The sequence below is a fragment of the Pontibacter populi genome, assembly GCF_019336435.1.
Taxonomy (GTDB): domain Bacteria; phylum Bacteroidota; class Bacteroidia; order Cytophagales; family Hymenobacteraceae; genus Pontibacter; species Pontibacter humidus.
The window spans coordinates 1-20020 of record NZ_JAHWXQ010000002.1 but is presented as its reverse complement, the minus strand read 5'-3'; the positions used below and the strand labels follow the sequence as shown (position 1 = coordinate 20020).

Annotated in this window: 22 protein-coding genes and 2 tRNA genes; 12 read left to right on the top strand and 12 right to left on the bottom strand. The window is 43.8% G+C overall.

Annotation, left to right across the window (positions count from 1 at the left end):
• From KYK27_RS06690 to KYK27_RS06665, 6 genes are all read left to right on the top strand, one after another.
• Entirely contained in the window at positions 1-1473 is a 1473-nt protein-coding gene (locus tag KYK27_RS06690; protein WP_199109279.1) for a RimK family protein, read from the top strand.
• The gene (locus KYK27_RS06685; protein ID WP_199109278.1) at positions 1466-2728 is read left to right on the top strand and encodes a glutamate-cysteine ligase family protein; all 1263 of its coding nucleotides are present in this window, start codon (positions 1466-1468) and stop codon (positions 2726-2728) included. The genes KYK27_RS06690 and KYK27_RS06685 overlap by 8 nt, the downstream gene beginning before the upstream one ends.
• Complete coding sequence (locus tag KYK27_RS06680; protein WP_199109277.1) at positions 2722-3453, top strand: N-formylglutamate amidohydrolase; 732 nt, start codon at positions 2722-2724, stop codon at positions 3451-3453. Before KYK27_RS06685 ends, KYK27_RS06680 begins: the two co-directional genes overlap by 7 nt.
• Before the next feature lie 247 nt (positions 3454-3700).
• Entirely contained in the window at positions 3701-4312 is a 612-nt protein-coding gene (locus KYK27_RS18350) for a YqaE/Pmp3 family membrane protein (protein ID WP_233150322.1), read from the top strand.
• A gap of 157 nt (positions 4313-4469) precedes the next feature.
• The gene (locus KYK27_RS06670; protein ID WP_199109276.1) at positions 4470-5426 is read left to right on the top strand and encodes a DnaJ C-terminal domain-containing protein; all 957 of its coding nucleotides are present in this window, start codon (positions 4470-4472) and stop codon (positions 5424-5426) included.
• Between the two features lie 24 nt (positions 5427-5450).
• Complete coding sequence (locus tag KYK27_RS06665; RefSeq protein ID WP_199109275.1) at positions 5451-5810, top strand: hypothetical protein; 360 nt, start codon at positions 5451-5453, stop codon at positions 5808-5810.
• Here the strand turns inward: KYK27_RS06665 and KYK27_RS06660 are convergent.
• A complete protein-coding gene (locus KYK27_RS06660) occupies positions 5782-6543 on the bottom strand; it encodes a pseudouridine synthase (protein WP_199109274.1) in 762 nt (253 codons plus the stop codon). The two genes, KYK27_RS06665 and KYK27_RS06660, sit on opposite strands and share 29 nt — an antisense overlap.
• Before the next feature lie 149 nt (positions 6544-6692).
• Between KYK27_RS06660 and KYK27_RS06655 the strand changes: the two genes are divergently transcribed.
• On the top strand, positions 6693-6893 hold the full coding sequence (locus KYK27_RS06655) for a hypothetical protein (RefSeq protein ID WP_199109273.1): 201 nt from the start codon (positions 6693-6695) through the stop codon (positions 6891-6893).
• Position 6894: 1 nt separating this feature from the next.
• On the opposite strand, the gene KYK27_RS06650 is transcribed toward KYK27_RS06655, so the two are convergent.
• Positions 6895-7155 carry a hypothetical protein gene (locus tag KYK27_RS06650; protein WP_199109272.1) on the bottom strand — a complete coding sequence of 87 codons (261 nt, stop codon included), beginning with the start codon at positions 7153-7155 and terminating at the stop codon, positions 6895-6897.
• 184 nt (positions 7156-7339) lie between these two features.
• On the opposite strand from KYK27_RS06650, the gene KYK27_RS06645 reads away from it, so the two are divergent.
• The 5 genes from KYK27_RS06645 to KYK27_RS06625 all read left to right on the top strand — a co-directional run bounded on the left by KYK27_RS06645 (position 7340) and on the right by KYK27_RS06625 (position 10503).
• A complete protein-coding gene (locus KYK27_RS06645) occupies positions 7340-7759 on the top strand; it encodes a hypothetical protein (RefSeq protein ID WP_199109271.1) in 420 nt (139 codons plus the stop codon).
• A gap of 113 nt (positions 7760-7872) precedes the next feature.
• Positions 7873-8151: a GIY-YIG nuclease family protein gene (locus tag KYK27_RS06640; protein ID WP_199109270.1), complete on the top strand. Its 279-nt coding sequence runs from the start codon at positions 7873-7875 to the stop codon at positions 8149-8151.
• Positions 8152-8275: 124 nt separating this feature from the next.
• Positions 8276-9274, top strand: coding sequence for a cation diffusion facilitator family transporter (locus KYK27_RS06635; protein WP_199109269.1), 999 nt, complete (start codon positions 8276-8278; stop codon positions 9272-9274).
• Between the two features lie 78 nt (positions 9275-9352).
• A complete protein-coding gene (gene msrA / locus KYK27_RS06630) occupies positions 9353-10024 on the top strand; it encodes a peptide-methionine (S)-S-oxide reductase MsrA (protein ID WP_199109268.1) in 672 nt (223 codons plus the stop codon).
• Between the two features lie 74 nt (positions 10025-10098).
• The gene (locus tag KYK27_RS06625; RefSeq protein ID WP_199109267.1) at positions 10099-10503 is read left to right on the top strand and encodes a phage holin family protein; all 405 of its coding nucleotides are present in this window, start codon (positions 10099-10101) and stop codon (positions 10501-10503) included.
• A gap of 77 nt (positions 10504-10580) precedes the next feature.
• Here KYK27_RS06625 and KYK27_RS06620 read toward each other — a convergent pair whose 3' ends face one another.
• From KYK27_RS06620 to KYK27_RS06575, 10 genes are all read right to left on the bottom strand, one after another.
• The gene (locus KYK27_RS06620; protein ID WP_199109266.1) at positions 10581-11651 is read right to left on the bottom strand and encodes an oxidoreductase; all 1071 of its coding nucleotides are present in this window, start codon (positions 11649-11651) and stop codon (positions 10581-10583) included.
• 106 nt (positions 11652-11757) lie between these two features.
• Positions 11758-12018: a zf-TFIIB domain-containing protein gene (locus KYK27_RS06615; protein WP_199109265.1), complete on the bottom strand. Its 261-nt coding sequence runs from the start codon at positions 12016-12018 to the stop codon at positions 11758-11760.
• A gap of 292 nt (positions 12019-12310) precedes the next feature.
• Complete coding sequence (locus KYK27_RS06610; RefSeq protein WP_199109264.1) at positions 12311-13441, bottom strand: tetratricopeptide repeat protein; 1131 nt, start codon at positions 13439-13441, stop codon at positions 12311-12313.
• A gap of 73 nt (positions 13442-13514) precedes the next feature.
• On the bottom strand, positions 13515-16064 hold the full coding sequence (gene gyrA, locus KYK27_RS06605; RefSeq protein WP_199109263.1) for a DNA gyrase subunit A: 2550 nt from the start codon (positions 16062-16064) through the stop codon (positions 13515-13517).
• A gap of 83 nt (positions 16065-16147) precedes the next feature.
• Positions 16148-16387: a hypothetical protein gene (locus tag KYK27_RS06600; RefSeq protein ID WP_199109262.1), complete on the bottom strand. Its 240-nt coding sequence runs from the start codon at positions 16385-16387 to the stop codon at positions 16148-16150.
• A 133-nt stretch (positions 16388-16520) separates the two neighbouring features.
• The gene (locus KYK27_RS06595) at positions 16521-17291 is read right to left on the bottom strand and encodes an SDR family oxidoreductase (RefSeq protein WP_199109261.1); all 771 of its coding nucleotides are present in this window, start codon (positions 17289-17291) and stop codon (positions 16521-16523) included.
• Positions 17292-17436: 145 nt separating this feature from the next.
• Positions 17437-18450, bottom strand: a complete 1014-nt coding sequence (locus KYK27_RS06590; protein ID WP_199109260.1) for a metal-dependent hydrolase — start codon at positions 18448-18450, stop codon at positions 17437-17439.
• 76 nt (positions 18451-18526) lie between these two features.
• On the bottom strand, positions 18527-19693 hold the full coding sequence (locus KYK27_RS06585) for a hypothetical protein (RefSeq protein ID WP_199109259.1): 1167 nt from the start codon (positions 19691-19693) through the stop codon (positions 18527-18529).
• Positions 19694-19817: 124 nt separating this feature from the next.
• A tRNA-Thr gene (locus KYK27_RS06580) sits at positions 19818-19890 on the bottom strand.
• A gap of 58 nt (positions 19891-19948) precedes the next feature.
• A tRNA-Thr gene (locus tag KYK27_RS06575) sits at positions 19949-20020 on the bottom strand.

The following is a 20020-nucleotide window of genomic DNA, read 5'->3' as shown; positions in this document are numbered from 1 at the left end:
ATGCGAAAAATAGTAGTTGTCGATTACCCAAAAGACTGGGAAACGAAGATAGAAGATGTAGAAGTTGTGGATGCCCAGACGTACCTGACAGATGCTACTTATACAGATATAAAAAATGCCAGGATCTTTAACCTTTGCCGATCCTATAAATACCAGAGTGCCGGTTATTATGTGTCGTTGCTGGCCGAAGCACGCGGGCACAAACCAATACCCAGCGTTACCACCATGCAGGATCTGAAAACGCCAACTATAGCGCGGGCCATTACCATGGAAATAAACGATTTGGTACAGAAAAGCCTGGGCAGGTTAAAGTCTAAAACCTTCACACTGAGCATCTATTTCGGACAGAACGTAGCAGAGAAATATGAAAAGCTCTGCAAGCAATTGCACGACCTGTTTCAGGCGCCGCTGTTACGTGCCCAGTTTGTATTTAAAGATGAGTGGGTGCTGCAAAGTATATCACCTATTCCGGTAACCGATGTACCGGATAACCATAAACGGTATATGACAAAGTTTGCGAAAGCCTACTTTGCACGACACCGTTTTGCAGGTGCGCGCATTTCCCGTAAAGTCTACGATTTAGCTATTCTGGTAGACCCGGAAGAAAAAGCACCGCCATCAAACGAACGCGCGATCCAGAATTTCGTAGAGGCAGCAGAACAGCAGGGTTTTTATACCGAGCTCATTACCAAAGATGATTACCGCAGGCTGGCTGAGTTTGATGCACTGTTTATCCGGGAAACCACGTCTGTAAATCATCACACCTACAAGTTTTCGCGTAAGGCATTTGCTGATGGGTTAGTAGTGATAGATGATCCGACATCCATACTCAGGTGTACCAACAAAGTTTACCTGGCAGAATTGCTTACAAAAGCGAAAGTACCTGTGCCTAAAACGATGATCATTCATAAAGATAACCGGGAACAGGTAGAAGCAGAGTTGGGTTTACCGTGCGTACTCAAAAAGCCGGACAGTTCTTTCTCGCAGGGTGTGGTAAAGGCAAAAGACCGGAAGGGACTGGAAAAGCAACTGGATGAGATGCTTGCCGATTCAGAGCTGATCATCGGTCAGGAGTTTACGCCTACTGATTTTGACTGGCGCATTGGTGTGCTGGATAAACAGCCACTGTATGCCTGCAAGTATTTTATGGCTAAAGACCACTGGCAGATCTATAACTGGAATGGTAAAAAGAAACAGGACGAAGAAGGAGACGATGAGGTAGTACCGTTTGAGGATGTGCCGTTTCATGTGTTGCATACCGCGCTTAAGGCTGCCAACCTGATTGGCGATGGGTTGTATGGCGTGGATATTAAAGAAATAGACGGAAAAGCTTACGTAATAGAAGTAAATGATAACCCTAGCATTGATTCGGGTTGTGAAGATAAGATCCTAAAAAAAGAACTATATGCTGCTATCATCAAATCCATTAAGCGACGTATTGACAACCATAAAAACATCAGAACCGATGGCTAGCCCACAACCTAAACGCACGCTGGGCCTTTTCGAAGGGTTTGGTGTGGAACTGGAATACATGATCGTAAGCAAAAAGGACTTACTTGTGTTGCCCATCACGGATAAGCTCATTTATGATGAAGTTGGAGCCTATATTTCTGATGTGGAATTAGGAGAGATTGCCTGGTCTAACGAACTGGTGCTGCATGTGGTAGAGCTCAAAACGCAGGGGCCTGTAAAATCACTGGAAGGATTGCACTGCAAGTTTCAGGAGCATGTGCAGAAAATAAACCAGATGCTGGAAAAGTACGATGCCATGCTGCTGCCAACAGGAGCACACCCAACAATGAACCCGGATACCGATACACAACTATGGCCGCATGAGCACAATGCTGTGTATGAAGCATATAATCGCATTTTTAACTGCAAAGGTCATGGCTGGGCGAACCTGCAAAGCACGCATTTAAACCTGCCGTTTGCCAATGACGAGGAATTTGCAAAGCTTCACGCTGCCATTCGTTTTGTGTTGCCGATACTTCCTGCGTTAAGCGCATCTTCGCCTATTATGGATGGTAAAGTTACCGGCATGTTTGATTCCCGCCTGGAAGTTTACCGTCACAACCAAGGCAAAATTCCTAGTATAACAGGCAAGGTTGTTCCGGAGGCAGTGTTCAGCAAAAAGGATTACGAAGAGCAGATCCTGAATAAAATGTATGCCGATGTAGCACCTTATGATCCGGAAGGAACCTTGCAGGAAGAATTCCTGAATTCGCGAGGTGCGATAGCCCGTTTCGAACGCAATACCATCGAGATACGATTGCTGGACATTCAGGAAAGCCCGGTAGCTGACCTGGCTATAGTTCAGGCAACGGTGTCGGTGATACAGGCATTGATCGGGGAGCGTTGGGTAAAGCTGCAGGAGTTGATGGCGTTTGATGAGAACAGGCTTTCCCGGATTCTGGTGCAGGTTATCTCTAACGGCCAGGAAACGATCCTTACTGATCAGGAATTTCTGAGCTGCTTCGGATTTGAGTGTAAAGGGAATTGCACGGCAGGCGAATTATGGCGCCACCTGGCAAAGGAATGCATCGTGTTGGAGGAACAGCCAGAAGTACAGCACGCCCTTAATGTTATCTTATCGAGAGGAAACCTGGCTAAGCGAATTTTAGATGCAACTAAGTTAAACCCAGATACAAAAACTATAGAAAAAGTATACACCCAATTGGCACAATGCCTGCAAAAGGGAGGTGTGTTTTTACCTGAAAAACCATGCTAAAACTATTGCTTACCTGCGAACATGGCGGTAACCAGGTACCAGCAGTCTATTCTTCATTTTTTGAAGGCAAAGAATCACAGCTGTCCTCGCATGAGGGTTATGATATTGGTGCACTGGAGCTGTTCCGTGAACTGGAACCCCTGGCGGATAAAACTTTTCATTCTGAAACCACACGTCTGCTGGTTGAGTTAAACCGGTCGTTGCACCATGCCAAGCTGTTTTCGGATGTTACCCGGCAGCTGCACGATAATGATAAATCTATCATACTAAAAGAGCATTATTTTCCTTACCGGGAGCAGGTAGAGCATTTTATCCATGATTTTATAATGGCCGGAAGGCAGGTTTTGCATATATCTGTGCATAGTTTTACGCCTAATCTGAATGGCGAGACAAGAGAAACAGACATCGGTTTACTATATGACCCGAAGCGTAAACTCGAACAAACGATCTGCCGCCGTTGGAAACAGGAATTCCAGAATGATGATAAAGAGCTGCTCGTGCGGTTTAACTACCCTTATCTCGGCATTGCAGACGGCTTCCCAACATATCTGCGCCGCAAATTTACGGATGAACAATACATTGGTGTTGAACTGGAAGTAAACCAAAAATACTATACTGGTGACAGGGAAAGATGGGAGCACGTTAAGCAAACAATCTATAGTTCGCTGCAGAATACGCTCACCCATTTCCGGCCGGAACTGCACGAAGAAGAGGAGGAATTATAGTTTCAAACTCCCTTCTCAAAAGCAGACTGTCAATTACTAGCTCAGAGTTAACTAGTCCTATTTATAGTAGCCTCTTAATATAGTAACCAGTTTAAAGTACCAACATAATTAATTGGTATCTTTACTTTATGAACTATATTTAAATACTACAACAAATTTAAATCATATATAGTATGATGTAACAGTGAGCCCGTACAAAGCAACTACACTTAAATTGTTATTTATTACCACATAATCCCTTTTTACTATGAAATTTAGAAATCTACTCCAATTAGTTTTTGTTTTGATCGCCGGACAGTTGCTCTTCGCATGTAACTCCGCAAAGTACTACGAATTTGCCGCACACAAGCAGGCACCGTATTACGAGGCAAAACAGAAACAAGCACCAGCAGAAGCTACCACCGAGGAAACGCAGAGCCTGACGCAAATAGCCATGACTGCTGCAGAAGAAAAAGCAACTACCACGAAAGCTGAAGCTCCGGCTTTAGAAGCATCTCTTGAAACTAAAGCAGTTAAACTGCCTGCAAAACTGGCTCCGGTAACACCTGCAACTGTTGAAACTGCTACAGAAGTAAAAACAGTTACAGAAGCAGAAGCCTTGGAACTTGTAAAAGAGCGGGTTGCAACCATGACAAAGGCTGAGAAGAAGGAGCTTAAAAATGATTTGAGAGAAGCCCTGAAGCAAGGCGGATCAAGAACTTCTATAGTTGAGATCATCCTGGCAGTTCTGTTGCCGCCACTTGCTGTATTCCTGCACGATGGCATCGGCACTTCTTTCTGGATCAGCTTAATTCTGACGTTACTGTTCTGGATACCGGGTGTGATCTATGCCTTACTGGTTGTCACGGACACGATCTAGCGTAGACGCACGATAAAAAACAATTGGAAAAGCACCTGCAGAGGTGCTTTTCCTGTTTCCGGGGATTTCGTAAATTAACCCTGAACCGGCAGTGGTTTAGTACGTTTTTAATAGGTAGTATTTTTAGTGTTTACACAAGTACAGAACTCCGCTTACCATGGACTATAAAGATTATTACAAAACACTGGGCGTAGATAAAAAAGCATCTCAGGCTGAGATAAAAAAGGCTTACCGCGCGCTTGCCAAAAAGTATCACCCTGATAAAAACAAAGGCGACAAGGCAGCAGAAGAAAAGTTTAAAGATGTAAGCGAAGCGTACGAAGTTATAGGCGACGAAGAAAAGCGCAAACAGTATGACCAACTGGGCTCTAACTGGCGCCAATACCAGAACACCGGTGGTGGATTTGGCGGCAGGGGAGGCCAGCAAGAATATTATGGCGGTCAGCCAGGCGGTGGAGGTTTTCGTGGGTTTGAAGGCGACCCCGATATGTTTGGCGGTGGCTTTTCAGATTTCTTTCAGCAGTTCTTTGGCGGAGGCGGTGGTTTTGGCCAGCAACAGGGTAGAGGCAACAGAGGTCAGGCAGCAAAAGGACAGGATTACGAGGCCGAAATGGAAATTACATTGCAGGAGGCCTACCATGGTACATCTCGCTTACTCAATCTGCATAACCAGCAACTTCGCATTACAACCAAACCGGGCGTTGCCGACGGACAGGTGCTTAAAATAAAAGGCAAAGGAGCACCAGCAGCAGGAGGCAGAACGGCAGGCGACCTGTTCATTAAAATTTTCGTGAAGCCTGATCCGAAGTTTGAGCGCAAAGGAAGCGATCTTTATACCAATTTGCCGGTGGATTTATACACAGCCATACTTGGCGGCGATGCACATGCTCAAACACTAACAGGCCAGTTAAAGCTTAAAATCCCAGCCGGAACACAAAACGACAAAACGCTGCGTTTACGCGGTAAAGGCATGCCCGTATATGGTAAACCTGACCAGCACGGCGACCTTTACGTAAAAATTATAGTTGAACTGCCAACACATATAAGTGATGAAGAAAGGAACCTGCTGGAAAAACTGCGGGACCTGCAAAACGCAAAAGCAACGGCACGATAATCTAACCTCTAAACCTGAGCAACTATGTTAGCAACCTTAGAACAATTACAATACAATAGCCTGATAGATGGTTTTCTGGATAGCGTAGCAGAACGTAACCTGAAATTTTATGCCAGTGATCTGCTGGAAAAGCATGGTTGCCAGAGCCGCGAAGAATTGGGGCAAGCCGTAAAACGTGCCACAGAAGTTTGTAGTTGCCTGCACTTACCGCTTCAGGAGAATTTCAAGGCTGTATATCGGGCCCAGAACGGGCAACTAGTGCAGGACTGGCGCTTATCGCCGATGGCCTATATGCTGCTCGTAATTAATGCTGACTCCAGGAACGAGTTGGTAGCACACCTGCAGGTTGAATTAATTAAACGCGCGCTTCACCAGGAGGAGTAACTATAGTTGCAGGCATAGTAGCCTTGTTCTCAGTTAAAGCATTTTCCCAGTTAAACATACGACATAACCTCGCCATGTTAGGAGATATGGGTGCATTAAGGTGAATCAGCCCACCTGTGAAGGGGTGCGTAAAAGTAAGGTCTGAAGAGTGCAGATTCATGTACGGACTATTCAGTTCTTCCAGAAACATCTTGTTATGGCGCCAGTCGCCGTGCTTTTTATCCCCAACTATATAATGTCGGATATGAGCGAAGTGCTTGCGAATCTGGTGCATACGGCCAGTCTCAGGAGTGACCTGTACCAAACTATAGCGTGAGGTGCTGTAACGACCAACAGGAACAGGTAACTCTATAGTTGCAATACGTTTATAGTGTGTTACGGCATCCTGTGCTTCTTTATGCTGATGATCTTTATCCGGGCGAATGGGATTGTCTATAGTAGCAGCTTCGGGAGTGTAACCTCGCACAATGGCAAAATACACTTTGCCGGTTTCCCGGTTCTCGAACTGCTTTACCAATGGGGCAGCTGCTTCAGACGATTTGGCAAATAATAAAACGCCGGACGTGCCGCGGTCAAGGCGGTGGACAGCATAGACTTTATGCCCCAGCTGGTCGCGGAGCATCTGCAGGGCAAATTCCTTTTTTTCTTCGGCTATACGGGTGCGGTGAACCAGTAATCCGTGTGGTTTATTGATCGCTACATAGTGAGCGTCTTCAAAAATAATTTCTAGCACAGTCTGAGATTCTATAGCTTGCAAAGGTAGTGATTATCTATAGTTTGGCTTCAGAAACAACGAGCCTGTAACACTGCAATGCGTAAATTTATGAAAAAGATGCTGCTGGAAAATTGCGAAACTGTACCTTTGCACAACTTAAATACTCTATGGCCCTAGCATTTAACAACCTCCGTAAAGGAAATAAATACAGACTTTGCAACCACGGCGAGGTGTTCGAGTTTTGGGTGATAGATATTGATGAAGAAAACATTTACCGCCTCAAAGACCTGCACACCTTAGATATTTACATGCTGCACGAGCTTATACAATTTGGCAAAGGCAAAGACTACGATCTGCAGGAACTATAGTTCAGGCCTTATTAACTTTGCCTTTCAGGTCCCAGTGGCTTTTAAGTATCTGCTGACTGCCCGGTTTACGTACAATTGTCCGTACATATCTATCTCCTGTAATAGCCCCATCTGGCCGGCGCGTACCAATAAATAAGGTTACCGGTTCTCCATACTCATTCGTAAAAAAAGTCAGATCCTTGCCGAGCATTTTATCATCTATGCGCGCATCCGGTGCATGTATTTTCTGCAGAAAATATGCTATCTTTTTGTTCAATGCCATGCCTGTTTATACGCAGCTACAGGGCATTTGATCTTCTAATTGTTAGAGCACCCCGGTAGCTGCGGCCAAAATAAAGTGCAAAAAACAAGGTAACATAATAAGGTAATTAGTGAATAGTAACACAAAAAAGTAATAAACCCTGTATACCTCCATATAAGCTTTGCAGTGCACTTAAAGAGTTGCTATGGAAATAATAAAAGTAAAGACTAAACTGGATGCGCCACAGGTAGCCGATTTTCTGGAGCTCTATAGTTGTGAAGATGATACAATTTTAGTTGCTGACTGGTCCGGAGTATTGGATGCCTCCAGGGCACGCAACGGATGTAACGCGGTACTTGACACACTCCGGGAGAAGGCATACATAAAGATCTTAAATAACAATACCAAAGTAACAGGGCATTACCCGGGTGCTGTTGACTGGGTTGGTAAAGTCTGGTTCCCAAGCATGTATGACCTGGGGACACGGTATTTTGCATGGGTTTATTCACCGGCTTTCTATACCCAGCTAAGCACAGATGAAATTATAAAGCTAAGTTCAAAAGTAGAGATACAGACATTTTACCAGGTTTCCGATGGATGGGATTGGTTAACAACAATACCTTAAAAGGTATTTAGCTATAGCTACCGTAACACACGAAATTAAGTGGGAAAGACTTTATAACAATAGTCAACACAGTAGCGAACTATACGTATAGTTATACATAAATATAGCATACCATGCAACCAGACAGCAATCACTACTTTGTATACATTTGCGGGGGCGAACCTGATAAGAACCTGCAAATTGGTACAGCCGGCAATTTGCAGCAACACCTGCAGCAAATGCAGTCGCAAAATAACACCCAATCTAAAAAACTTGTTTACTACGAGCACTACGATCGTGAAGCCATGGCGCTAGCCCGCGAAAGACAAATAAAAGAGAGCAGCCCGAACGATAATTACCGGCTTATAGAATCCATGAACCCGAACTGGCTGGACCTGAGCGACCTGCTTTAGCCTGCTTCCGGGTATATCATTTTAGTATTAACTTTTACCGGGCCTTTGGCTGATAACCGGGTTGTGGCGAGTATTTTTCGTACCTTTGCCTTAAATCTGCTTACCTAATCTGCCTCATTTCCGGATGCTACAAACTATAGGCCGTCTTCGCGAGAATATTAGACTACAGTTAGTGGTAGTATTAGTTGGCGTTTTGCTGCTAATTGCCAAGTTTGTAGCTTATTTTCTTACCAATTCCAATGCCATCCTTACCGATGCCCTCGAATCTATTATTAACGTAGTTGCAGGAGGGTTTTCGCTTTATAGTCTTGTTTTGTCGGCAAGGCCCCGCGACGAAAATCACCCTTACGGACATGGTAAAATCGAATTTATTGCTGCCACGCTCGAGGGTTCCCTGATCCTGGTTGCTGGTAGTATTATCATCTTTAAATCGGTCTATAACCTGTTTGAGCCGCACACCTTAAACCAACTCGACATAGGTATAATACTTACGGCTGCCACTGGTATCGTTAACTATATTATTGGCTATATAACAGAACGTAAAGGTGCATCTGTTAATTCATTGGTTTTAGTAGCAGGAGGGAAGCACCTGAAATCAGATGCCTATTCTACAGCCGGTATACTGGTGGGCCTTTTGCTAATTTCTCTCACTGGATTTATCTGGCTGGACAGTTTGGTGGCAGTTATTTTTGGTGGGATCATCTGTTATACAGGCTATAAGATTCTCCGCTCATCGGTGGCCGGTATTATGGATGAGGCCGATTACGAATTGCTACAACGCATTGTATCAATACTAAACGAGAACCGACGCGAAAACTGGATCGATATACATAATCTTCGGGTAATCAAATATGGCGCAACGTTACACATCGACTGCCATTTAACTGTTCCGTGGTATCTTAATGTGCTGGAGGCGCATGATGAGGTAGAAGCCCTGGGAGCCCTTGTCCGCGAAAAGATAGATCCGAGTATTGAGTTATTTGTGCATACCGATCCGTGTATTGAACCGTCGTGCAGCATTTGTGCAAAGCAGGATTGCAAGGTCCGTCAGCATGACTTTAAGAAAGAAGTACCCTGGGATTTTGAAAAAGTGATCGCAGACCGGAAGCATAGCCTTTACTAGTAACTATAGTTGGGTACAGCGTAAAACTAATCATTGGTTTTCCTGTTATTATAGAAGTACTCGTTATACCTTAAAACTATGGCAACGCTTTTCTATCTTTTCTTACCTTTCTTTCTGTTCCTCAGTTCCTGCTCTCAAGCTGAAACCAATGCAGATGATGCAGCAACTATAACTGAAGCCAATTTAGCACAGGTTGATACAGCCGGTCTTGCGAAAGCTACTTTTGCAGGCGGATGCTTCTGGTGTACGGAAGCTTATTTTGAACGTTTGGAAGGAGTGGGGGCTGTTATTTCGGGTTATTCCGGTGGCAGCGAACGCAATCCGACGTATGAGCAGGTTAGTTCCGGGTTATCGAGCCACGCCGAAGCTGTACAGGTATACTATAATCCAAAGCAGATTACTTTCTCAGAATTGGTAAAGGTATTCTTTGATACCCATGACCCGACCACGCTAAACCGACAGGGACCTGACCACGGCAAACAATATCGTTCTATTGCTTTTTACCGCACGCCACAGGAAAAAGCTATCCTTACAGCGTATATTAAAAAGATCAATGAATCGGGAAAGCAAAAAAACAAAGTCGTAACTATTGTTCAGCCTTTTAAGCAGTTCTGGCCAGCCGAAGACTACCACCAGGATTATTACAAACGGAACCCCTCAGACCCTTATGTGGTGAGTGTAGCCCGCCCTAAAGTACTCAAATTTGAAAAGAACTATGCCCAGGAACTGAAGCCTGAGTACAGGAAATAGAATATATGCTATCTTAATATAGCTTTTTACCGTAGTATGAAGTCTAGTGAAACTAAACTCTAAAAAATAAAACTATGGACTTCATTATTAACCTGTTAGTAACAGCAGCTGTAATTTTGCTACTGTCTTACGCAATGTCGAGTGTGCACGTAAAAAGCTTCTGGACAGCTCTTTGGGTTGCCTTCCTGACGGCTATTCTTACTGCAACTATAGGCTGGTTGCTGAGTGGTGTACTTAATCTTGTTACCTTCTTTTTACTGGAAGCAATTGTAGGCCTTATAGTTACGGCCCTGATGCTGAAACTGGTAGATATGATGGTGAGCAACTTTAAAATCGACGGGTTTTTACCGGCAATTATTATTGCTGTGGCCGTAGCTATCGCGCTGGCTATAGTTGGCTGGTTAAGAGGCGAGAACGATGAAGAGTATGCTAAATTAGATGCGAAGCCTCGTATAGAGCAGGTTTACCATCAGGCATAAACTATAAACTAAAACCTGAAAAGCCTGAGCAATAGATCTGTTCAGGCTTTTTTGTTAACCGGCTTTTATATTTAAGATTATCTGTAACTATAGGTTATAGTTCGTTTCTCCTGGCTGCTTTGCATGGCCAGTTCTATAATCCGGATCGTATTTCTGGCCTGCTCGGGCTTTACTGCTAATTCCTCCTGGCCAACTATAGCATGATATACATTCTGGTATAGGCCACTATAATCACCCGTTTTGCTTTCAATTTTGCCTTTGAAATGGAGCCCGTTAAGTTCCCTGTTTACCGTACCCCAAAGCTCTTCAGGTTCCTGGCCCCAGTTTGCCGAAGAAGCAGTAGGGAAGGAGCCACCCTTTAAATTCGCCTCCTGCACATCCATTCCATATTTTATAAAGGAGCCTTTAGTACCGTGTAATATAAAATGCGGACCGGCTTCGCGCACCAGCATCCCGGCTTTCAAGATAACCTTCAGCTTATGGTAAAATAATACTACTTCAAAATAATCCGGAATCTGCGAACCTGAACGTTGGGTTTTGATATTAGCATAAACCTGCTGAGGTTCACCAAAAAGCACCAAAGCCTGATCTATAAGATGAGCGCCAAGGTCATACAGTATTCCGGCACCGGGTAAATTCTCTTCTTTCCAGGTATCTGGTTTTATCTCATTCCTGAACCGGTCAAAGTGAGCTTCATAATCTACAAGTTTACCAAGTAGGTTGGCTTCCAGCACTTTCTTAATGGTTTTAAAATCACTGTCCCAGCGGCGATTCTGGTAAACGGTTAGTACTTTTTGTTTTTCCTTAGCTAATGCAATTAACTCATCAGCTTCCGAGCTGGTAATGGTAAAAGGTTTGTCAACTATAACATGCTTGTTTGCTTGCAATGCTGCTTTTGCCAGACTATAATGTGTCGGATTTGCAGTGGCGATTACAACCAGATCAATCGTTTCATCCTCAAAAATATCCTGCTCAGTAGCTACGATTTCAGTTTCCGGATACTGCTGCTGCGCCAAGGCAATACTTTCTGGTCTGTTGGCTTTAATTTTTTTGAGCTTAAGACCAGCAAGATTAGCAATAAATGGGGCATGAAAAAGCCTGCCAGACATGCCAAAACCTATTAATCCAACATTTATAGTTACTGCCATATGATTTTAAAAGATAGATCCAGAAAGGTATAAAGATAAAAAAGCGCCTGTATAGTTACGTATTATACAGGCGCTTTTAAGCAGTTAGAGAACAAGCTTATAGTTGCTAAAAGTCAAAGAAATTACTCAAGAACGACTCTTTCTTTTTGTACGGATGCTTTTTGTCGCGGCCATACTGGTCATAACCATAACGCTTATAGTCCGAGTCGTAGTTTTCTTTTTTAGAATAGTGTTCACCGGAGCGCTCAATAATCTTTTCCAGTTCACCGCGGTCTAACCAGATTCCACGGCATTTCGGGCAATAGTCAATTTCAACTCCGTTTTTATCGCTCATTAAAAGCGTTTCGTTACATGCAGGACAGTTCATATTCTGTGGTTTATGGATAATATTAAATATACTTATCTCATTGCAGATTCGCGAACCAGGAGAAGTAACTATAGCTTGATAGAGAAACATCAGCGACAAACAGTAGATTTGATGTGATGAACAACATCATGTTAACTTTGGCTCTATTTAACATAAAGTATATTATCAGTGACACTTATTTGATTCGTATAAATCAGTCTTATAATTTATATTATGTTAAGTAGTGTATTTGACATGTAAAAAGGGAGGCTATTATAACCTCCCTTTTCCTATTTGGTATCGACCGACTAAATTACTTTAGTTTCTTATTGATACGCTCTGCATCTGCCTTACGGCCTAAGCGCGTATAAACTGACATCAGGTTTCTAAGTGTAGACTGATCTTCTGGCTGAAGCTCAACTGCTTTTTCGAAATATGGTACAGATGCCTGGAAATGCTTGTTAGCCTCTGCTTCTATGGCTTTACCTTTCTTCTGGTAAGTTGCATAGTCCATTTTCTCCGCTTTCTTGGATACTGCTACTCCTTTGTTGAATTCTAGAACTGCAAGGTTATAGTATGCATCAAAGTTTTTAGGATCTAATTCAATAGCTTTCTGGTAGCTCTTGTAAGCACCATCCAGATTATTTTTCTTCTCCTGCAGGTTACCTAATACAGCATAAAGGCTGGCGTTGTTTGGATCAGCCTGGATTGTTTTCTCCAGCTTAGCCATTGCTTCGTCAGCACGGTCGTTTTTCAGGTAATAACGAAGCTCCTCCTGCATCAGGTAAACGCTGTTCGGATATGCTTTAATACCTTCAGCAAGTGCAGCCATTACCTGCTCATCACTGGCTTGTGACTCCTGCAGCAACTGTACTTTTGTTTTATAAGCTTCTTCGTCAGCTTTACCGCTAGCAATTAACTTGTCGTAAAAGTTGATAGCTTTTGGATAGTCTTTGTTATTAATGGCTGCGTACGCACCATATTTAAGTGCAGTCGTATCACCTGGCTTTGCTTTAAGCGCTAGTTCATAGTTAACTATAGCTTTGTCCCAAACCTGGCTATTATGGAATTCAACTGCCTGGTTTAACAACTGGCCATAAAGCTGGTCTAATTTTGCAGGAACCTGCTTGCCATACTGTCCGTCTTTACCATCCAGTGCAATCGTCTTTTCATAAGATTCAAACACGATGTTTGGAGTCTGGTCATTGGCTAGTTTACCGTATAACGGGTGACCAATAATATCCTGGTAAATAGTACCGCGTGTAAACCAGGTCTTTGCTTTATCTTTTGTCTTATCGTGTGTGATAGCCTGGTCAATGGAAGCCTGTGCTTTATCCAATGTGCCGTTTTTCTGGCTAAGGATGGCACTGTTTACAGCTGAGTTCTGAGCGCTCGCCACAGAAATAGTAGCCGCTGCCAATGCAGTTAAGAGTACTTTTTTCATGCTCGTTTATGAAAGGTTTGTATTTGTTGTTTAACGTTAATTGAATGCAAATAAATTCCTGACTGTTAGCTCCTTATGCTTCTTCAGTTGTTTCAGGATCTATCATAGTATCCGGTTGTAAGGTTTCCTCAGGCTCTAACTCTGATTGTTCCATTACTACTTTCTCCATTTCTTCTTCTGCATCCATTTCTACTTTAGCTACCGAAGAAATCTGGTCGCCGTCATTCAGTTTAATCAGTCGCACACCCTGTGTGGCACGTCCGATGGTACGAATGTCAGAAACATTTAACCTGATCGTTATACCTGAACGGTTTATGATCATCAGGTCATCTGTATCAATTACCCCTTTAATCGCTACCAGTTTACCGGTTTTATCTGTTACGTTCAGGGTTTTTACACCTTTACCGCCACGGTTTGTAATGCGGTATTCATCTAAAATAGAACGCTTGCCATAACCGTTTTCAGATACTACCAGTAGTTCAGTCTCATTGCTTTCTACACAAACCATACCAACTACTTTATCATCCGGTCCGGCTAGTGTTACGGCTCTTACACCGGCAGCGTTACGTCCCATAGGGCGAACCTGCGTTTCGTTAAAGCGTATCGCTCTCCCCGACCCTAACGCGATGATTATTTCGCTGTTACCGGTTGTCAACTGCACATCAAGCAATCTGTCGCCTTCGTTTATAGTGATGGCGTTTATACCATTTGTTCTTGGGCGTGAATAAGATTCCAGTACCGTTTTCTTGATCGTACCTTTCTCTGTAATAAATACCAGGTTGTGATTCAGGATATAGTCCGGATTCTTCAGGTCGTGTATGTTTAGTACAGCACGAACTTTATCTTCTTTCTCGATTTGGATAATGTTCTGTATAGCACGTCCTTTGGTGGTCTTCCCTCCTTCCGGAATCTCGTAAACTTTCAGCCAGAACACTTTACCGAACTCAGTAAAGAACAGCATATAATTGTGCGTACTGGCAACAAACAAGTGCTCCGTAAAATCAGTCTCTTTAGAGGCAGCCACACCACGCGAACCAATACCGCCACGGCTTTGGCTACGGTACTCGCTCAGCGAAGTACGCTTGATATAACCCTCATGCGAAATAGTAATAACCATGTTCTCTTCCGGGATCATATCCTCGTAAGAAATATCGCCTGTGCTTGCTTCTATACTTGTGCGACGTACATCACCGTAACGTTCCTTGATCTCAGCTAATTCGTCTTTGATGATCTGCATACGCAGCGATTCATCGTTCAGGATAGCCGTCAGGTAATCGATCAGTTTCATGATCTCCTGGTATTCTGCCTGTATCTTGTCACGCTCAAGGCCAGTAAGGCGCTGTAAACGCATGTCAAGTATAGCTCTTGCCTGAATTTCTGACAATGCAAAACGCTCCATCAAACCATTGCGGGCAATTTCCGGATCACGTGAAGAACGGATCAGGTTAATTACTTCGTCCAGGTTATCAAGCGCAATCAGTAAGCCTTCCAGAATGTGTGCACGTTTTCTGGCTTCTTCCAGTTCGTACTGTGTTCTGCGAATCACAACTTCGTGACGGTGTTCTACGAAATGGACGATCAGGTCTTTCAGGTTCAGCGTCATCGGGCGACCTTTAACAAGGGCCACGTTGTTCACGCCAAATGAAGACTGCAGGGCTGTATATTTGTAAAGGTTATTCAGTACAACGTTCGGAATAGCATCGCGCTTGAGGTCGTAAACTATACGCAGACCATCACGGTCAGACTCATCACGGAGATCCGATATACCTTCAATTTTCTTCTCGTTGATAAGCGCTGCTGTTTTCTCGATCAGTGTAGCCTTGTTTACCATGTATGGTATTTCGGTTACAATGATCTGCTCTTTACCGGATGGCAAAGTTTCGAAAATAGCACGACCACGCATCAGCACACGGCCACGGCCGGTCTCAAAAGCGGACTTAACGCCATCGTAACCGTGAATGATACCACCTGTCGGGAAATCCGGTGCAGTGATGTACTGCATCAGTTCGGCAATGGTAATTTCGCGGTTATCGATGTAGGCAACTATACCGTTAATAACTTCGGTAAGGTTATGCGGTGCCATGTTGGTGGCCATACCTACTGCAATACCTGATGTTCCGTTTACCAGCAGGTTCGGGAATTTAGCAGGCATTACGCTCGGCTCCTTCAGGGAGTCGTCGAAGTTAGGCACGAAGTCTACCGTGTTCTTGTCCAGGTCGTTCAGCAGTTCATCGGCAATACGCTTTAAACGTGCTTCTGTGTAACGCATGGCAGCCGGCGAGTCACCGTCTATAGAACCATAGTTACCCTGCCCATCAACCAGCGGGTAACGCAGCGACCATTCCTGGGCCATACGTACCATGGTCTCGTAAACCGAGGAGTCACCATGTGGGTGATACTTACCCAGTACCTCTCCTACAATTCTGGCAGATTTCTTATAGGCTTTATTGTACGATACCCCCAGTTCAGACATACCATAAAGTACGCGGCGATGCACCGGCTTTAATCCGTCCCGAACATCGGGTAAGGCTCTCGAAATGATAACAGACATTGAATAGTCGATATACGCGCCGCGCATTTCGTCTTCAATGTTTATTGGTATTATTCTTTCGCCTTCATTCATGTTTCGAAGTATAAATAATTGGTTTTTATTAAAATGTAATATTCAGGCAATTTAGCAAAAATCAGCGTTTAGCTATATATAGCTTAGCTCTTATTTTTGCTCTTATCCTTTTCGTTCTTAGGCTGCTTTTTCTGTTTCGGCATTTTTTCGCCGTATTTCATATTCTGTTTCTTCCATATAGGCACACCTCGGTACACCCCTTCGCCATGTGTGTGCACCATGCGCACCTGGCAGGGACCAATCGGGCAGGCTGGTTTACAGGATAAAACAGATAGGGAAATAAGTGAGATAAGGACAAGAAGTAGAATCCGGTTTGTAGCCATGCTGCTGGGTTTTAGAGAGCAACGAAATAAGTGAGCGCTCTCATATCCTAAACAGACAAATATACACTTTTTTACGCACAAAAACCAGCTTTTCAGGGGTGTACTTTAATGTTTTAGGCGTATTAAATCTCTTTTATTGCGGGTGAAAACCATTGATTGTGAAACCTCCGTCTACAGCCATTGTTTGGCCTGTTATATAAGCTGCTGCAGGCATACATAAAAAGGCCACAGCGGCAGCCACATCTTCTGGTTTTCCTATTTTTCGGAGGGGTGTTCTGTTAATAACATTGTTGTAAAATTCCTCGTTTTGCAAAACCGTCTGAGCAAGTGGAGTGCTGATATACCAGGGAGCAACTGCGTTTACGCGGATACCATCCTTAGCCCATTCTGCAGCAAGGTTACGTGTGAGCTGGGTGAGAGCGGCTTTCGTCATGCCATACACGCTGCCTGTGCGCACATGTGTAAGCCCGGCTACAGATGTCACATGAATGATATTCCCTTGCTCAGAAGCAGCAAGTAACGGGTAAAACAGCCTGTTTAATTCAAAAGCTGACCGCAGGTTAGTGTTCATTATAAAATCAAACTCCTCTGAACTATAGTCTGCAGTTGGCTTCCGGATGTTAGTCCCTACATTGTTTACCAGGATATCAAGTTGGGACCAGTTCGATTCTACCCAGCTAAACAGTTGCTTCTGACCTTCGGTCGTACTCATATCGGCCACCAGTACATGCAAGGGGCCAACAACGCTTTCCTGAAGTTTCTGCAAGTCTTCGTGTTTACGTGCCACTGCCAGTACTTCTGCGCCGAGTGCTAAAAATTCATTAACGGTAGCCTCGCCAATACCTTTGGAACCACCGGTAACTATAGCTTTTTTACCTTGCAACGACCATCTGTTGTTATTCATCTGTATTATTGTTTTCTATCAGTAAGTAATTTTAGCATCTATAAGAAAGCCAGATGCAGATACTGCAAAAAGCATTTTATAGTCAGATCAAATATAAGCATTAGCTCCTAAACAAACAGAGCAGGCTCCTGTCCTGCTCCAATTATTAAATACCTTTTATTCTATTCCAGTAATCTTTAAAATAATCCTTATCGATATCCGGCCGGTTGTTGATTTCCTCAAAATTCAGCGAACCATCAGGGTTCTTCCAGACATGGTACACAAACACGTAACTGCCACCTTCCGCACGCCAGTCATCAAACTTCCCGAAACGCAGGTCATTTATTAATATGCCGTTTTCTGCCGGAACCACGGTATAGTACCCTTTCGTGATTTCGAGTAGACGCTGAAGTTTTGGGTTGCCCAAGTAGGGTTGCAGCAGGTGTTTGTTCTGCGGTTCGTAACTATAGTTTATAGTTTTGCTCTTATCAAAAAGTGAGTAAAACCCATGGTAGAAACCATTCTCCCCTTCGGCAGTAACCGACCAGAAAATTGTATTGAGTGGTGTTGGTTTGCTGATATAAGAACTATAGGCGATGTCCTGTTGCTGAAGGTTCTGCTCGAACACATTGTTGGCTGCGGCTTTGGCGCCGAACGAAAATAACAGGTATGCAGAGCTTATGGCAATACCCGTATAGTTTAAGATTCTGCGCTTTCTGCTGCTACGGTTATAAAAGGCTGCTGCCGCCACACAAATCATGAACGGAACAGTATACAGCGGATCAATAACGAATATGTTGTAAAAAGCTACACCATAGGTACTGAAAGGCCAGAAAAGCTGTGTCCCCCAGGTAGTGCAGGCATCTAACAAGGCATGTGTTGTAAACCCGAAAAAGAAAAGCAAGGTCCAGGGTAAAACGCCAAGGTTATCTTTCTTATACAACCTGTTCAAAAGCCAGCCAAGAACAGGCGACATAATTATAGCAAACAGGAACGAATGTGTTACAGACCTGTGAAAGGTTAGTTCTCCCACCATATCCAGAAATGGGCTGGCCAAAACATCCAGGTCCGGAATGGTACCGGCAATTGCACCCCACAGCAGGGCCTTATTACCAATCTTTTTGCCGGCAACTGCTTCCCCAACCGAAGCTCCCAGTACAATTTGCGTAAGAGAATCCATAGATATAGTATGTAAAAACGTTTGCCGCTAACTTTAAGCAAAGCGTGGCGGCAAATGTTTTCTTATGCAGGAAGTATTATTTGATGATCGGCATACGCTTGAACTCCTTTGTCCTGTCAAAGAGGTAGCGGAAAGTGCCATGTGTTTTATAGATACGGCTGCCTAAGTTCTCTACCAGGTTCATCATTTTTGGGTTAAAATCGCCTATCCAATTCATTTGCAGGTCTACATAAGGCAAGCTGGCATTACCCTGAATTATTCTTCCAGCCTCTACAACCATAGCTGCTTCTACACCTTTGCTCTGATGCTCCGGCGTAATACCAAACACAATACCATACATTGTTTTGCAAGCGCCTCTCCACTTATGGAAAAGAAATTTCAGTTTACCCCACAGATCCATTTTACCGTTTACATACCTGAAAAGCCTGTTTAATTCCGGGATAGCTATAAAGAAACCTACCGGCTCGTCGTTATAGTAAGCAAACCACATGATCTTTTCATCTATAACCGGCTTTAGAGTACGCATTACAGTGGCAGCCTGTGCTTCTGTCATTGGCTTTACACCTTCGTGCTTTGCCCAGCCTTTGTTATAAACCGTTCTGAAATCTTCGGTATATTTAGGCAGGTTCTTCTTATCCATGTGCTCAAACCGATAGGCCGGATCAGCCAGGATTGTTTTTGCTTTTTCGTGATATTTTTCCGGGATCGGGTCGTTTACCATGCGGTAGTAGGTGTACTGGTTAAAGTACAGGCCAAAGCCATAGTTCTCGAGCAAGCGCTGGTAATATGGGTAGTTATAGTGCATGCCATAGTTGGGCGGATAAAAGCCATCAATCAGCAGCCCCCACCATTTGTCGCGATCGCCCAGATTTATAGGACCATCCATCGCTTCCATGCCTCTTTCCTGCAACCAGTTTTTGCACGCATCCAGCAGCAGATTGGTAGCTTGCTGGTCATCTATGCAATCAAAAAAACCCATGCCACCTGTTGGCTGATCTCCACCTTTAGAAGTTTTAGGGTTTATAAATGCTGCTACCCGACCAATCAGCTTCCCATTATCACCCTTCAGTACCCACCGGATAGCTTCTCCATCACGGAGCAATCTGTTCTTTTTAGGGTCAAAAACGCCTAATACATCTTTATCTAAAGGGCGGATATAATTTTTATCTTTTTTATAAAGGTCGATCTGCACCTGTAGAAATGCTGTTTCAAGCGCAGGGGTATTTACTTCGATGAGTTGCATAGTTTGTTGAACCGTTAAGATCAGATATCAAAATAAAGGATTATACCTGATAATTCATAAGCTATAGTTGGAGAAGGGACATAAACAAAAAAGCCTTCAGATTTCTCTGAAGGCTTCCGGGGTGAGCCCCCAGTCGGAATCGAACCAACGACCTACTGATTACAAGTCAGTTGCTCTACCAGCTGAGCTATGGAGGCTTGTACTTATGTTTGAAATAAAAAGCACATGCAGTACAAACATGTGCTTTTTTGGGTGAGCCCCCAGTCGGAATCGAACCAACGACCTACTGATTACAAGTCAGTTGCTCTACCAGCTGAGCTATGGAGG